The 13,950-nt window shown below is 68.6% G+C and carries 16 protein-coding genes; 7 read left to right on the forward strand and 9 right to left on the reverse strand.

Annotated features, from left to right (window positions below):
* Positions 1-185: 185 nt before the first annotated feature.
* The 3 genes from ACL03I_RS30630 to ACL03I_RS30640 all read right to left on the reverse strand — a co-directional run bounded on the left by ACL03I_RS30630 (position 186) and on the right by ACL03I_RS30640 (position 2,718).
* A complete protein-coding gene (locus ACL03I_RS30630; RefSeq protein ID WP_355073758.1) occupies positions 186-962 on the reverse strand; it encodes a TMEM165/GDT1 family protein in 777 nt (258 codons plus the stop codon).
* A 294-nt stretch (positions 963-1,256) separates the two neighbouring features.
* Entirely contained in the window at positions 1,257-1,784 is a 528-nt protein-coding gene (locus ACL03I_RS30635; RefSeq protein WP_355073302.1) for a peptidase, read from the reverse strand.
* Between the two features lie 310 nt (positions 1,785-2,094).
* Positions 2,095-2,718, reverse strand: a complete 624-nt coding sequence (locus tag ACL03I_RS30640) for a superoxide dismutase (protein WP_039794275.1) — start codon at positions 2,716-2,718, stop codon at positions 2,095-2,097.
* Between the two features lie 189 nt (positions 2,719-2,907).
* Here ACL03I_RS30640 and msrA point away from each other — a divergent pair, with 189 nt between their 5' ends.
* Complete coding sequence (gene msrA, locus ACL03I_RS30645; protein ID WP_355073300.1) at positions 2,908-3,588, forward strand: peptide-methionine (S)-S-oxide reductase MsrA; 681 nt, start codon at positions 2,908-2,910, stop codon at positions 3,586-3,588.
* 58 nt (positions 3,589-3,646) lie between these two features.
* On the opposite strand, the gene ACL03I_RS30650 is transcribed toward msrA, so the two are convergent.
* Positions 3,647-4,258 (reverse strand): hypothetical protein, encoded by a 612-nt coding sequence (locus ACL03I_RS30650; RefSeq protein WP_355073299.1) that lies wholly within the window; start codon positions 4,256-4,258, stop codon positions 3,647-3,649.
* Between the two features lie 517 nt (positions 4,259-4,775).
* On the opposite strand from ACL03I_RS30650, the gene ACL03I_RS30655 reads away from it, so the two are divergent.
* The 4 genes from ACL03I_RS30655 to ACL03I_RS30670 all read left to right on the forward strand — a co-directional run bounded on the left by ACL03I_RS30655 (position 4,776) and on the right by ACL03I_RS30670 (position 8,241).
* Positions 4,776-5,147 carry a rhodanese-like domain-containing protein gene (locus tag ACL03I_RS30655; protein WP_379249755.1) on the forward strand — a complete coding sequence of 124 codons (372 nt, stop codon included), beginning with the start codon at positions 4,776-4,778 and terminating at the stop codon, positions 5,145-5,147.
* Positions 5,148-5,167: 20 nt separating this feature from the next.
* The gene (locus ACL03I_RS30660) at positions 5,168-6,202 is read left to right on the forward strand and encodes a DUF4328 domain-containing protein (protein WP_355073297.1); all 1,035 of its coding nucleotides are present in this window, start codon (positions 5,168-5,170) and stop codon (positions 6,200-6,202) included.
* A complete protein-coding gene (locus tag ACL03I_RS30665) occupies positions 6,199-6,966 on the forward strand; it encodes a glycerophosphodiester phosphodiesterase (protein WP_355073296.1) in 768 nt (255 codons plus the stop codon). The genes ACL03I_RS30660 and ACL03I_RS30665 overlap by 4 nt, the downstream gene beginning before the upstream one ends.
* 354 nt (positions 6,967-7,320) lie before the next feature.
* Positions 7,321-8,241, forward strand: a complete 921-nt coding sequence (locus tag ACL03I_RS30670; RefSeq protein ID WP_355073295.1) for a DUF5926 family protein — start codon at positions 7,321-7,323, stop codon at positions 8,239-8,241.
* A gap of 230 nt (positions 8,242-8,471) precedes the next feature.
* Here ACL03I_RS30670 and ACL03I_RS30675 read toward each other — a convergent pair whose 3' ends face one another.
* The 4 genes from ACL03I_RS30675 to ACL03I_RS30690 all read right to left on the reverse strand — a co-directional run bounded on the left by ACL03I_RS30675 (position 8,472) and on the right by ACL03I_RS30690 (position 11,943).
* Positions 8,472-9,020, reverse strand: a complete 549-nt coding sequence (locus tag ACL03I_RS30675; protein WP_355073293.1) for a ferritin — start codon at positions 9,018-9,020, stop codon at positions 8,472-8,474.
* A 71-nt stretch (positions 9,021-9,091) separates the two neighbouring features.
* A complete protein-coding gene (locus ACL03I_RS30680; RefSeq protein WP_355073291.1) occupies positions 9,092-9,643 on the reverse strand; it encodes a ferritin in 552 nt (183 codons plus the stop codon).
* Positions 9,644-9,653: 10 nt separating this feature from the next.
* Positions 9,654-11,021: an LCP family protein gene (locus ACL03I_RS30685; protein WP_364432720.1), complete on the reverse strand. Its 1,368-nt coding sequence runs from the start codon at positions 11,019-11,021 to the stop codon at positions 9,654-9,656.
* Between the two features lie 127 nt (positions 11,022-11,148).
* Positions 11,149-11,943, reverse strand: coding sequence for a CPBP family intramembrane glutamic endopeptidase (locus tag ACL03I_RS30690; RefSeq protein ID WP_355073288.1), 795 nt, complete (start codon positions 11,941-11,943; stop codon positions 11,149-11,151).
* A 402-nt stretch (positions 11,944-12,345) separates the two neighbouring features.
* On the opposite strand from ACL03I_RS30690, the gene ACL03I_RS30695 reads away from it, so the two are divergent.
* A complete protein-coding gene (locus ACL03I_RS30695; RefSeq protein ID WP_412807579.1) occupies positions 12,346-12,624 on the forward strand; it encodes a hypothetical protein in 279 nt (92 codons plus the stop codon).
* On the opposite strand, the gene ACL03I_RS30700 is transcribed toward ACL03I_RS30695, so the two are convergent.
* A complete protein-coding gene (locus ACL03I_RS30700; protein ID WP_355073287.1) occupies positions 12,602-13,369 on the reverse strand; it encodes a DUF2470 domain-containing protein in 768 nt (255 codons plus the stop codon). The genes ACL03I_RS30695 and ACL03I_RS30700 overlap by 23 nt on opposite strands.
* Positions 13,370-13,516: 147 nt before the next feature.
* Here ACL03I_RS30700 and ACL03I_RS30705 point away from each other — a divergent pair, with 147 nt between their 5' ends.
* The gene (locus ACL03I_RS30705; protein ID WP_355073285.1) at positions 13,517-13,930 is read left to right on the forward strand and encodes a hypothetical protein; all 414 of its coding nucleotides are present in this window, start codon (positions 13,517-13,519) and stop codon (positions 13,928-13,930) included.
* The last annotated feature ends 20 nt before the right edge of the window (positions 13,931-13,950 follow it).

Genomic DNA, 13,950 nt, shown 5'->3' on the forward strand with positions numbered 1-13,950 from the left:
GGTGGACTACCCGGCCAGCGCGCGGTTGTTCTTGGTCGAGGTCTTCGCGGTGGGGTCGGCCGCCATCGCGCGCCGGGCCCAGCTGCAAGAGCGATTCGTCGAGTTGATCGCCGCCGTGCTCGACGCGCGGACCGACCAGCAGCGTTTCGCCTGTCAGGCCCTGGCCGCGGCGGTCGGTTCGATGGTCACCGCTCGGATCGCGGCCGGAGACTCGAGCGGTCTGCAGGCGCTGCGGGAACCACTGCTGGATCTGTTGCGTCAGGGTGGCGGACTGTACGGGGCTGCGCTGGACTCGAGCGGCGAGCCATCCGCGTGAGCAGCAGCGCCGCACCGGCCAGCGCGGGAACCAGCGCCGCGAGCCCGGCGACGGCGACACCGCCGAGGGCCGGCGCGGTCGCGCCGAGTAGGGTCGCCGCGCCGAAGTAGAGGAACAGCAGGCCCGAGCCGATGCCGATCGTGTGCTCCGGCAGATGCTTGCCGACCAGAATGCCCACCGCGATGGCGAGCGCGTCGGCGGCGACCATGCCGATGGTCGAGCCCAGCCAGACGCCTACCCAGTCGTAGTCCGTGGCCAGCGCGGCGGTCGCGAACATGGTGCGATCGCCCAGCTCGGCGAGCAGGAACGCGGACAGCACCACGAAGAACGGCGCACCGCCCACTTTCGGCGCCTTCGGCTCCGGGTCTTGCTCGCCGGTGCCGAAGTGCTCGCGCAACGTCCACAGGCCGACGGCCAGGAAGGTGACGGCGGCGATCAGCGCGATCGCCGTGGTGGGCAGCGCCGCACCGAGGAAATAGCCGATGCCGACCGAGATCAGGTGCACCGCCGCGGAGGCTGTCGCGATGCCGCCGAGCACCACCCACCAGCGGTAGCGCAGCGCGAACGTCAGCGCCATCAGCTGGGACTTGTCACCGAGCTCGGCGAGGAAGACGACGCCGATGGTGAGCAATACGGTGGCGATCATGTGTGGCGGCTCCAAGGTCTCCGGCCTGCCGACCGGAGATATGGGGACGCTCCGGCCGACAACGAAATGGTTGTCCAGGCCGAAGGTCTCGCCCACCGGCCGGAAGCCGGTTCACACAGCCGGACCCGGCCCGAGCGGGCTCGGCGGGTCAGTATGTCGACTGTGTGATTGGGGGCTACTCCCCTTCGCTGCTTGCGACTCTACCGCCACGTTCCGCTCGTGCCAACCCGCTGTAATCGAAATCGCAATGCGCACAATAAGTTTGGCGATCCACGTGCAGAATTTCGGTTACCCTCACGCGGCCAGCAGCATAGCCAGAACCGCGGTGTCGGGATCGCTGATCGGGTCCAGTCCGACCCGGCTGACCAGCGAGGTCACGGTTCCGTCCGACTCCGCCTCGACCCACGCGGCACGGTGTTCCAGCCCCAGGTGGGGCACGCCGGGCAGCAAGACGCAGCCGGAGGCCGCACCCGCGCATTCGGGCAGCGTCGGGCGGGTTTCGGACGGCGGATGCAGCATCAGCAACGCCGGTGGCACATGGTCGGCGAAACGGCCGGGTTCCACGGCCTCGTCGCCGAGCACGGGCCCTTCGGCCAGCACCAAGCCGACCGTGCCCGGGGCGGGGTCGTCGGGCAGGTCCTCACGGACTCCGAACACCGTCGAGGTGGTCAGCAGCCCGGGTAACGTGGCCACACGCACCGCTAGGACCAGCACCTGCGCCCACTCCTTGGTGGTGTCCGGCCAGCGGCCGGAAATCAAGAAGCCACGCAGCGACCCGCGCGAATGGAACGGCGTGATGCCGATCGGTTCGTTCGTGCGCATTCCTGCCTCCCGTTGTCGTACCCGGGGGCGACCTTGCCCGTTCCTTTGGGGTGGATTTCCCGAATATGAACCACGAGTCACCTGGCACACAAGTACCAAAGAGTGCCAATCGGGCGGCCGGGGGCGTGGAGGAGGGCAATCCGGCTGCGCACTCGACGGATCCCGCCCCACCTCAGGGACTCCGGATACACGCGGGGCGGGTGACGTTCCCGGCAACATGTCCGCGTCACCGGAGAACAGAACGGGCCCGCGAATCCGGCCGCGCGTGGCGGACGGATTCGCGGACCCGGTTCCGGCGTGCCGAACAGGCTCAGCCGAAGATGAGGCCCTTGGCCTGCGAAGTCGCCTTGGCGAAGCGCTCCTGCACGTCGGCCCAGTTGACGACGTTCCAGAACGCGGTGACGTAGTCCGCCTTGACGTTCTTGTACTGCAGGTAGAAAGCGTGCTCCCACATGTCGACCTGCAGCAGCGGGATGATGCCCAACGGGACGTTGGCCTGCTGGTCGTAGAGCTGGAAGGTCAGCAGCTTCTGGCCGAGGGTGTCGAAGCCGAGCACCGCCCAGCCGGAACCCTGCAGGCCGTTGGCCGCGGCGGTGAACTGCGCGCGGAACTTGTCGAACGAACCGAACTGGTCGTCGATGGCCGCGGCCAGTTCGCCGACCGGCTTGTCGCCGCCGTTGGGGGAGAGGTTCTTCCACCAGATGGAGTGGTTGACGTGCCCACCCAGGTGGAACGCGAGGTTCTTCTCGTGCAGGAAGATGGCGCTGTGATCGCCCGACTCGCGAGCGGCTTCCAGCTTCTCCAGTGCGGTGTTCGCGCCCGCGACGTAAGCGGCGTGGTGCTTGGAATGATGAAGCTCGTTGATCTGCCCGGAGATGTGGGGCTCCAGGGCGCTGTAGTCGTAATCCAGATCTGGCAGCGTGTACTCGGCCACGTTGTCCCTTCCTATGTCGGGCTGGTTGTGCCCCGTTCCGGACACAGCCAACCATCATTCGTACACCCGGTCGATTCCAACTCGGGCCCACGCCCGCGCATTCCGGTGACGCCGCTCACACCTAGCGGGTCGCGCACCGTCACATCACGCACATCGGCCCCACTGGAAACGCACGCGTAGCATCGAACCATGTCGTGGTACGACGAACTAGTGGGGCGTCTGAGCCTCCCCGAACCCGTCATGGTCGCTCCCGAGCAAGCCCTGCCCGGCCGGGCGGAACCGCTCGACGTGCCGGATACCCACTACGTCAACGGTCACCCGATCCGCCCGCCGTTTCCCGAGGGGCTCCAGCTCGCGGTCGTCGCGATGGGCTGCTTCTGGGGCGCGGAGAAAGGCTTCTGGGAGCTCGACGGCGTCTACTCCACGGCAGTCGGTTATGTCGGCGGGTACACGCCGAATCCCACCTACGAAGAGGTATGCAGCGGACGGACGGGTCACGCGGAAGCGGTGCTCGTCGTGTTCGATCCCGCGGTGATCGACTACGCGGGCATCCTCAAACACTTCTGGGAGAACCACGATCCCACCCAAGGCATGCGGCAGGGAAACGACCGCGGCACCCAATATCGTTCGGCCGTCTTCACCTTCGGCGCCGAGCAGGCCGACCTCGTCGGCTCGACGGCCGAGTCCTACGGTAAGCGGCTGGCCGCGGCGGGATACGGGCAGATCACCACGGAGATCACGCCGCTGCCCGGGCTGGCGGCCTTCTACTATGCCGAGGGCTATCACCAGCAGTACCTGGCCAAGAATCCCGGGGGATACTGCCCCGTTCACGCCACCGGAGTGAGTTGCCCGGTGGGCACGGGCGCCTGAGCGCCGAGGTGCGACGAACCGCACCCAAAAGTGCGGTTCACTCGCGACGGTTCGGCGCTCAGAGCGGCGGCGCGATTCCCGGACGACTGGCTCGCGGGTCGCCCGCATCGTGCGCCCGCCACCACCGCGCGCCGCCCGCGACGAAGTCCGCCAGCGGGATCTGCTTGCCCCGCGCGTCGTACACGGTGATGCCGTCGAACCACACCCGGACGTCCAATTCGCGCGGATCGATGCCCTCCTCCTGGGAGAACTCCAGAACGTGTGCGGATTCGCGATCACCGATGCGGGTGTCGAAGCTGAGCAACTCGCTCCACAGCGCCCAACTGCTGTCGTCGAGATCGATGAACTCCCAACCGTGCAGCCGCCCGCCGCCGAAACTCCGGATCGCCTCGTCCAGGCCTTCCAGTCGCAGCGGCAGCACCCTGGGTTCCAGGTCGTCCCAATGCTGCGTCCGCAGTGACGCGGCGACCCGGCTCACGCCGGTGAACGTCACCTGCACCCGATAGTCCTCCGTCGCCGTTCCGCGTTCGGGAAGAGTCAGCACTTCGAGGTCGAGTCGCAGTTCTGCGGCGGCCTCGTCGATCGCGAGGCCGAGGCACGTGGCCTCGGACAACGCGATATTGAGCCCTGCGATGTCCATTCCGTGGCGTAGCCCCCTGCTCACGTTCATGCGCCCAGGCTACCGATCGTCTTCGCCGGATCGCGGGATTTCGGCGGCGTTCTGGATTCGATGGAACCGAATGCGCCTCGGCGCCGTCCAAGTAGATATCGGGCCCTCTTCGGCCGCGGGTTCCGATGTCGGCGACGAATGGCCGCTCCGGGATTGGTATGGAGGGGAGTCCCGGATCGGCCATTCGCATCGCTCGACCGTTAGGGACTGATCCGTACTTCGATCAGGTAAAGCATGCCGAGAACGGACCAAGGGTTCGCAACGACACCAGGTCGATAGCTGATCAGTTGCTAGAAAGCCGGTTCAATCCCGCGAAACGCCTTCGACACCTGCGCCTTGTGGATCGAGCTGTGGATTATGTGGATAACTTCGCCCGAGTTATGCACAACCAGCATCGGGCGGGTGCGCGGTCGAGTTCCGGAGGGGAGAACATACCCGAAGTCGTGGCTCGCTGTCGAGGTCGCTCCCCTGGCATGGAACTGCACGGCGGTCCGCCACGCATGGCAGGATCGAATCTGTGACGAGCCCCCACGTTCCGTCGGTCACGGTGGAGGACGTGCCTGCCGAATTCGACAGCAGCGCGCCCGCGTCGGCCGACACGCCGCGATCGATCCTGCTCGACGTCCGTGAGGACGACGAGTGGCGGCTCGGACACGCCCCGGGCGCGATCCACATCCCGATGGTCGACGTTCCCGCCCGGATCGACGAGCTGGAGTACGACGCGGATCTCTACATCATCTGCAGGCAGGGCGGTCGGTCGCTTCAGGTGGTCGAATATCTCACGCACATCGGCTATGAGGCCATCCAGGTCAACGGGGGCATGGTGGCATGGCAGCACGCCGGCCGCCCGCTGGTCGCGGAGGGCGACCACGAGGCGAAGATCTACTGACGAAAGAACGAGGTGCGCGGGTGAGTACGGTGGTGCAACCTTGTGCGCGCTGCGGTGCGCGCTGGGCCGTGCAAGGGGCGCCGATGCACTGGTGCCCGCGCTGCCGCGGCGTACTCCTCTCGCCGGGGCCGATCGACGCGCCCGCCGACCGTCGCAACTACCGCTGGGTGGCGCGCAAGCCCGACCAGCGCGGTCGGCGAGCGCAGTCGGCCGTCCGACCGGCCCCGCCGAGCCGCACGCCTCGGTACACGCAGATCCCGCGCTGGGGTCTGATCGACCCGCCACCGCACGCGGGCGGCGCGGCGCGTCGCCCGTTCGGCAAGTTGACCCACTCGGTGATCAGATTGCTCGTCGCGACCGCCGTCGTCTTCGGACTCGCGGCCGTCGCGGAACTGGCGCGCTACGGGGTGTTGCTGCGCAACCGGACGCGCCTGATCCACCCCGCCGTCCTCTTCGCCTCCGACGCGTTCGTGATCGGCGCCGGAGTGCTCGCGGTCGTGCTCGCGCTGCTGGCGGCCGCGGCCACCGTCGGAAGACTGATCGAGATCAGGCGCTCGGCCTACGCCGCCACGGGCAGGCGCGACCCGCGTTCGCCGCGAGCGCTCGCGCTCGGCTGCCTGATTCCGGTGGTCAACCTGCTGTGGCCGGGGGTCTTCCTGAGCGAAGTGGCCGCGTTGCAGGGTGATCCCAGGACGGGACGGGCGGTCCGGATCTGGTGGGCCGCGTGGGTCTTCGGCGGCCTCGTCACGGTGGCCGCGCTACTGTGGCGGACCGCGGATTCGTTGCAAGCCGAGGCGGACGGGGTGCTGTTCACCGCGTTCACCGACGCGGTCGCCGCCGCGGTCGCGTTGCTGACCCTCTGGGTGTTGCGCACGATCGAGGGGCATGACCTACTCGGTCGCAGCCGGACCGCGCGCCGCTGGCTGATCGCGGTCGACCCCGCGGTGCCGGTGATCGAGCCGGTGCATCCCGGCGGACGTGCACAGGCGGGCGCCGACGCGCACGAGGACAACGGTGCTGAGGACCGTGAGCAGGAGGAGGTTATGGCCAAGTGAGCCAGGGCAGTCGCGCGCCGTTCGTCGTCGCGCATCGAGGCGCCTCGGCGGCGCGCCCCGAGCACACGCTCGCCGCCTACGAGTTGGCGCTCCAGGAGGGCGCCGACGGCGTCGAGTGCGATGTCCGGCTGACCAGGGACGGACATCTGGTGTGCGTGCACGACCGCACCGTCGACCGGACCTCCTCGGGCAGCGGTCTGGTCAGCGAGATGACGTTGGAGGAGCTGCGGGCACTGGATTTCGGCGCCGACGGCGATCCGGCCTCGGTGCTGACCCTCAGCGAGCTGATCAGCCTGGTGCTGGACTGGCGTAGCAGGCCGACCAAGCTGTTCATCGAGACCAAGCACCCGGTCCGCTACGGCGCGCTGGTGGAGAACAAGCTGCTCGCCGAGCTCCAGCGCTTCGGCATCGCCACCCCCGCCTCGGCGGATCATTCCCGCGCGGTCGTCATGTCGTTCGCGGCCACCGCCGTGTGGCGCATCCGCCGCGCCGCCCCGCTGCTGCCCACCGTCCTGCTCGGCGAATCGTCGCGCTACCTGGGCGGATCGGCGGCCACCACCGTCGGCGCCACAGCCGTCGGCCCCTCGGTGAAAACACTGCGCGAGCACCCCGACCTGGTCGACAAGGCCGCCGCCGCCGGCCGCGCCACCTACTGCTGGACCGTCGACGACCCCGACGACGTCCAACTGTGCGCCGACCTCGGCGTCAGCTGGATCGCCACGAACCACCCCGGCCGCACCAAGTCCCTGCTCCCCGCCGCCTGACCCGGTTCCGCCGGAAGGGGTTGTCGTGGCTTCCACAAATCCTCGATCGTCCGTCGCTGCGACGCACGCCTCGAGGAGAGCGGAATACGGTGCGGTGCGCCACGCCCACCCGGTGAAAGTAGTTTGCGCAATCGCGCCCTGACGCGACCACGCCACCTCAACCCCCGGTTTCGAGCGAAGCGAGACCGAGCATGCGCCGTTCGCGGCCCGGCTCGCGTCCGAGTGGCCGCCGCGTCCGCGCCGAAGTCGCCAGCGGCGGTCGCTCGGACGCGAGCCACAAAGGGCCGCGAACACCCAGCGCCGCAGGCGCTGGAAAAACAAACACAGCCGAAAAACACGGTAGGTTGACCCCTCGTGGGTAAAAGCAAGCGCAACAGTCCTAAGCCCGGTGGGAACCGGGCGCAGCGTCTCGCCGAGCGGCGGGCGGCGCAGGAGCAGGCGGCACAAGTCGTCACCCGTCCGTTCGAGGGCCTGGCCGCGGAGTGCGATCTGGTCGCGCTGCGCGAATTCGTTCCTTCGGCCACCGCCCGGTTGACGCTGGCGGCCGAGGTCGCGGCGGAGCGGCCGGTCGTGCTCGCAACGGTGCTGCCCGGCGCGGTGGCCGCGTTGGTGCGCGCCGGTGACGAGCCCAGCGGTTACGTCGGCGCGCAGGTGCAGTTCCAGGGCGCGGATCCGGCCGCCGATCTGGCCGCGGCGATCCTATGGACCCAGTCCGCCGAGCCCGGTGATTCGCTGACCTCGGTGGAAAGCGTCGCGGGAGGTCCGCGGCTGGCCGATGTCATCGATCCCGCCGCGAGCCTGGACTTGACCGTGCACCAGGACTTCGACTGGTGGGTGCCCGCAGGGGTCGAGCCCGACCCGCAGGTCGCCGCCACCATCGAGCAGGCCAAGCAGGCGATCATGCCCTCGGCGCGGCTCGGGCTCGCCGCCGACACGATCGGTGCCGCCTGGTGGGTGGACGCGGGCGAGAAGGCGCACATCCGCTGGGTGCGGCCGGAGGACGAGGACGCGCTCATGCTGGCGCTGGCCCGGGTGCACGCCTCCGGCGGTCTGCACCTCGGCGAGGGTTCCCGGTTCGCGGGGTCGTTCCGCACGCACGGAGTGCTGGTCCCGGTCTTCGACCTGGACCGCGAGCGACACCCCGACGAATGGGTCGAGCCCGCAGCCGAATTCGGCGCTCGGCTGTCCGAGGCGCTGGCCGTCGACGCCCCGTTGACCTCCGACGAGCGGCGCTCCCGCGACGGCCTGCGGTCGCGTCAGGTCACCTTGCGCTGAGCCCGGATATCGCGAGACTTGGGCAGAAACGGCCTTTGTCGGCGGCGGTGTTTTCCGGTTGCCGCCGGTGCGGCTCGAAATATAGGAAAGACTCGCCAAACCACTGCGAAATGTGGTGGAACCGTCGTTTACGCCGGCATTCCGACTCGCCGTCCGATAGAACGTCCAACAGCGACAGGCCCGGTTCCTGATACGGAACCGGGCCTGTTTCACCTATTCGGCGAACGCCGTCAGACGGAGCCGCCCGCCGCCGAAGGCGCGCCGGAGGCGTCGCTCGGGCCGCTCATTTCCCGGGCGACGAATTCCTCCAGGTCGAACAGGTTCGACCCGGCGCGATCGGCGATGGTGAGCAGGGTGGTCATGTTCGCGACTTCCTCGACCTGCTCCTTGAGGAACCACTGCATGAACTGTTCGCCCAGGTAGTCGCCCTCTTCGCGGGCGGTGCTCGCCAGCTGGATGATCTGCTCGGTGACCGTCTTCTCCTGGGTCAGTGCGAGCGCGATCGGCTCCCTGGCGTTCTCGAACCGCGATTTCGCGGCATCGATGCCGGAAATATCGACGCTGATATCCCGGTCCAGGAAGTACTGCACGATCATCATCGCGTGATTGCGCTCTTCGACGGCCTGCTTGTAGAACCGCTTGGCCAGCTGCGGGAGATCGGCATTGTCGAACCACACCGCAATCGCGATGTACTGATGCTCGGCATTGAATTCGTGCCGGATCTGATCGTGCAACAGGCTGTGAAATTTGCTGCGGGGTGATTCCGGATGGCTTGACATGGCATCGACATTAGCGCTGGTCAAGACCCGTGTCATCCAAGTGCAGCCTTATTGAGGCTAGTGTTGCCTAATTAATTCTTAGCCGCTCCAGCCATTTTCGGCGCCGGAATATCGGTGCGCGGCCGCGGCCGTGTCTCCCGGGCGACGAACTCCTCGACGTCGAACAACTGCCCGTCGGCACGGTCGATCACGGCCAGCAACGTGCTCATCCCGGCGACGTTCTTCACCTGATCGGCGAGGAACCACCCGATGAAGCGTTCGCCGAGATAATCGCCGGAGGTGCGGGCAGTGTGGGCCAGATCGCTGATCCGGGCGCTGCGGACCTGCTCGATCTCCAGCAGCGAAGCGACCGCGCCGCGCGGGCTTTCGAAGGTGGACTCGATCTCGTCCAAGCCGCCGATCTGCACCGGGAGATCCCGGTCCAGCAGGTACTGCACCATGCGCAGGGAATTGCCGTAGTGCTCGCGTGACCGGTCGTAGGCGTGTCCGGCCAACTGCGGCAGTCTGCGTGAGTCGAAGTACACGGCGGCCGCGAGATACTGCTGGGCAGTGGTGAATCCGTGACGGATCTGGGTGCGCAGCAAGTCGGGAAAGGACTCGTCGGCCTCGTCGATGTCCGGCATGGCATCGACGCTACCGCGTAAGCAGGTCCTCCGGGATCGGACGGTCGCCGGCGAGCGCGTCGAAGAACCGGCTCGCTTTGGCCTTGTCCCACAGCAGGACGTTGCCGCTGTCGGTGTCCTCGAATCCGCCGACCGGTACCGCCGTGGCGATGGTGTCGCCACGCAGCGCCCAGCCCAGGCCGCCCAGATCCCAGATGTGGTCGCCGTTGTCGACCTTCAGCGACTTGGCGGTGTCGGTGGCCAGCGGCCAGAGCTTGAACGGATTGGCCAGCGTGGCTCCACTGGTCGCCTTCTTCAGCAGGGCGGCCATGAAGATCCGCTGGTTGTTCATCCGGTCCAGGTCGGCGAGCGCGGTCGCGCGACTGCGGACGAAACCCAACGCCTGTGGTCCGTTGAGTCGCTGGCAGCCCGCGGGCAGGTCGATGCCGGCGAGCGGGTCGTCGATCGGTTTGGGCACGCACACGTCGATGCCGCCGAGCGTATCGACCACGCTGGCGAAGCCGCCGAAGCCGATCTGCGCGTAGTGGTCGATCCGCAGGCCGGTGGCGATCTCCACGGTCTGGACCAGCAGCGCGGGGCCGCCGATGGCGAACGCGGCGTTCAGTTTGTCCTTGCCCTGGCCCGGGATGCTGACGTACGAGTCGCGCGGCAGGCTGACCAGCGTGGTCTTCCCCGACTGCGGCACGTGCACGAGCATGATCGTGTCGGTGCGCTCGGGGCCCACCTCACCGCCGGTGGCGAGTTCCCGCTCCTGCTCGGCAGTCAGTCCGCCACGGCCGTCGGACCCGACCAACAGCCAGTTCGTGCCGGGTGTGTCGCCGACGCGCTTGGCGTAGTTCGCCAGCGCGGGGATGCGGTTGAGCGAGTTGTCCAACTTGATGACGGCGCCGACGGCGGCGAGCACCAGGACCAGCAGGATCACCAGGAACCAGCGGAAAGGGTGGCGCTTGCGGCGCGGTCGTGGAGCCCGCGGCGGACGCTCGCCGCGTGGCGGCACCGGTGGGGGGCCTTCGCGGAACGGCCTCGGTTTCCGGGGCGGCGTGTGCGGCGGACCTTCGTGATACGGAACCGGCCGCTGTGTCGGCGCGTGCGACGGAACTTCGTGATGCGGCACCGGGCGCTGCGTGGGGGCGTGCCTGCGGGCCGGGGGAGGCGGCGGCATTCGCCGCGCCTGTTCGGGCGGGACCTGCGAATACGCCAGCGGCTGTGCGTGGGGGTCGGCGGTTCCATCACGGCGCACGACCTGCGTGGGCTCGATCGGCGGCGGACCGCCGGACCCCGGAGGCGGCATGCGACGGCGCATCGGAGGTTCACCGGGTCTGCCGGGCGGCGGCATCCGGCGCGTATGCGCGTTGCGCTGGGGGTCGTCGCCGTTCATCACTGGAACTCTACTTATCGGGCGGTTGTGACGTGCCGCATGTGGACGCGGGCGCACGCGGAAGCGGCGCTGTTCCGTAATTCGCAGGCGGCACCAGGTTGTTAGCGCTGCCGAGGGCACAGTTGCGTCACGGCAGCCACGAAACATGGCCGCGCAGAACGGTGTAGCCGATGTAGGCGACCGCATCGATGGTCGCATGGGCGAGGACCAGCGGCCACAGCCGATTCGTGCGCTGCCAATAGCGGCCGAATATGACGCCCATCACAAAGTTTCCGAGCCCGCCGCCGATTCCTTGGTACAAGTGATAGCTGCCCCGCAGCACAGCCGAGGCCAGCAGAGCCGAGTTCGCCGACCATCCGAGCCTGCGCAGCCGGGTGAGCAGGAACGCGACCACGATGACCTCTTCGGCCAAGGCGTTCGCGCAGGCCGAGAGGACGAGCGCGGGCAGTCGCCACCAGTAGTCGCCGAGCGAGGCGGGGACTATCGTCACGCTGACGCCGAGTGCGTGCGCCGCGAGATACAGCCCGAGTCCCGGCAACCCGATGATCGCGGCCAGCGTCAAGCCGGGTAGCACGTCGGCGCGCCAACGGAGCCGGTTCGCCAGCCCGATCAGTCGCGGGCCGATGCCCCCGCGCCACAGCAGATATAGGCCGAGCGCGGCCCAGCCGAGCAGCCGCAGCACGCTGAGCAGCTGGAACAGCAGGTCGATGGTGGACTGCGTGGCTCGCGACGGATTCAGCGCGACGGTCCGTCCGCCGATCCCGCCCGGGGCGAGCGCGCTCTCCACCAGCGAGAGCGCGGCGCTGAGCCCACTGAGCCCGAACGTGACCAGCAGCACCACGGCGATCTCGAGTTTGATCGCCAGCCGCTCCCGATCGGTCGGCTCGGCCTCGTCCCACTCGGCTCTGGACTCCGCACGCATGGGTCGAATCTATTGCGCTCGTCCCCCGCGGCGCGCGGCGCGTCGGCATGTGAACTGCCTGGTGCGTCGTCGGCGTCTCCGCTGCGGCGCATGCTTCCGGGCCCGGTGGCCCAACCCGGCCCGCCACTCGGTCGAGCTCGGACATCGGGTCTGCGCGCGCTGCGGCGAGCAGCCGCCACTCCGGCTCACCGGAGCATCCCTCTAAACGACGGTTCACCGAAGGAGTGTGCGACCAAGCGGCGCTGGATCAGCCCGGGCACGATGCGCTCGAGGCAGCCGGACCGCTCACCGCGGATTCGCCACAGGTCGGGATCGAACGAATCGGTGCGATTGTCGTTTGCCGCGTCGGTGTGCGTGTCAGCCGAGCAGCCAACCGCGTCGGGAGTGCGTGCGCCCCAGCCGATGCGCCGTCCGCCTCTCACCCTCATTCCCGCCGATGTCACCAGCAACGACGAGGTCAGCGCGGCCGTCGCGCGGGTCGTCGAGTCCGGCGCTCCACGCATCGTGGTCAACTGCGCCGGTTGTCCACAACCTCTGCGGGCAGGGGCCATGGAACGCTATCTCGTCCGTCTTCTCGGGCCGGTCATCCCGTTCTTCGCCTTGGTACTTCCGTTCGCCGGCCCGATGCCGCTGAAGATCGTCTTGATCGTGCGGCGGGTCAGATCCGGCGCAATCCATTGAGGAACGGGCAGCCCGCCAGCGTGCGCACGGCGCGGCTGAGCCCCTCGATGTCGTGCGCCGGTGCGCTGAACGGCAAGCGGAAGTCGTGGTCGCCGTCGTGTCCTTCCACCCGCAGCGTGAGCCCGTACCGGTCGATGGCCAGCGGGTGCACGATGCCGCGCCGCAGGTGTGGCGGCAGATGCCTGGCCAGCTGGGCGACGACATCGGCGTGATCGGCCTGCATGTGCTGCAGCCACGCGGATTCCATGGCGCAGAACGGATCCGGCTGCGCCAGGCGCAGTTCGTCGCTGCGCACCGATTCCGCGCCGGTCGAGTCGGCCACCACCGCGGAGTCGATCACCAGCCGCAGCAGGGTGGCGCCGAAGCCGATGTCGAGCAGGCCCGGATGCGGGTAATCCTTGGCCACCTCGGTGGCCAGCGCGCGCTGCGCCTGGGTGGGCACCGCCCGTACCCAACCGCGCAGCCAGACCAACGCGCGCACCGGCTCGCGCAGCGGCAGTGGGGCGTGGTCGGTGAGCTCCAGCACCGCGGGCGCGCCGTGGTCTCCGGAGTTGCCTGCCAGGATCGCGGCGACCGAGGCCGTCGGCACCGCGATCACGGCATCGCCGCACTGCCGTACGTGGTGCACGGACGCGGGCGTCGGATCGATGCCCGGCATGGCCAGCACCGCTTGCTCCGCGTGCGCGCATGCGCTGCGCACTCGCTCGGCGGTGGACGGTGCGAAGGTCGAGGACGGACGCGGCATACAAACCTCCGTGGAGCGTGGCGCGCTTGACTGTTGATTAGGTTACCCTAAGCTAAGTGACGAGGCGGGGTTCCGCAAGCGTTCCGATCCGGCTGATCGCAGCGAACTGGATCGGTTCCGGTGGAACCGGGTTGTTACGGTGAGGGCGTGTCGGAAGGGTCGGAATCCGCAGAACCGGTGCTGGTGACGTTGTCGACGCCGCCGCGGCGCAGTCTGGTCGACGGGCTGGTCCGCAACATCGGCGCAAGTCCCGCCGCGCCGACGCTGGAGCTGGACGCGCCCGACACCGGGATCGCCGACTTCCTCGCACACGTGGCCCACTCTGATACCGGCTTCGTCGCGCGCACTTCCTCGGGGGAACGGGCGCTGGCCATCGTCGCCGCCACAGCCGCCGCCCTGTGCGGCGAGGACATCGGCGCGGCCCTGCGCGCCCCCGACATCGCCTTCCTGACCTCGCTGAAACCGCCGGCCGTCGAGGCGGTCCGTTCGGTCCTGCGCGCCATCGAGACCGAGGCCGCGGACCGGGTGAACGCCGCATTGCGCGTGCTCAACGGAGGTTGAACACCGCTAGGGCGGTCCTG

The sequence above is a fragment of the Nocardia sichangensis genome, from assembly GCF_047200615.1.
GTDB lineage: Bacteria > Actinomycetota > Actinomycetes > Mycobacteriales > Mycobacteriaceae > Nocardia > Nocardia sichangensis.

What these genes read in the sequence shown, in the direction of transcription:
- ACL03I_RS30630 (WP_355073758.1), bottom strand. Translation starts at nt 962, where the DNA reads ATGATCGCCACCGTATTGCTCACCATCGGCGTCGTCTTCCTCGCCGAG.
- ACL03I_RS30635 (WP_355073302.1), bottom strand. Translation starts at nt 1,784, where the DNA reads ATGCGCACGAACGAACCGATCGGCATCACGCCGTTCCATTCGCGCGGG.
- msrA (WP_355073300.1), top strand. Translation starts at nt 2,908, where the DNA reads ATGTCGTGGTACGACGAACTAGTGGGGCGTCTGAGCCTCCCCGAACCC.
- ACL03I_RS30650 (WP_355073299.1), bottom strand. Translation starts at nt 4,258, where the DNA reads ATGAACGTGAGCAGGGGGCTACGCCACGGAATGGACATCGCAGGGCTC.
- ACL03I_RS30675 (WP_355073293.1), bottom strand. Translation starts at nt 9,020, where the DNA reads ATGTCAAGCCATCCGGAATCACCCCGCAGCAAATTTCACAGCCTGTTG.
- ACL03I_RS30680 (WP_355073291.1), bottom strand. Translation starts at nt 9,643, where the DNA reads ATGCCGGACATCGACGAGGCCGACGAGTCCTTTCCCGACTTGCTGCGC.
- ACL03I_RS30685 (WP_364432720.1), bottom strand. Translation starts at nt 11,021, where the DNA reads ATGAACGGCGACGACCCCCAGCGCAACGCGCATACGCGCCGGATGCCG.
- ACL03I_RS30690 (WP_355073288.1), bottom strand. Translation starts at nt 11,943, where the DNA reads ATGCGTGCGGAGTCCAGAGCCGAGTGGGACGAGGCCGAGCCGACCGAT.
- ACL03I_RS30695 (WP_412807579.1), top strand. Translation starts at nt 12,346, where the DNA reads ATGCGCCGTCCGCCTCTCACCCTCATTCCCGCCGATGTCACCAGCAAC.
- ACL03I_RS30700 (WP_355073287.1), bottom strand. Translation starts at nt 13,369, where the DNA reads ATGCCGCGTCCGTCCTCGACCTTCGCACCGTCCACCGCCGAGCGAGTG.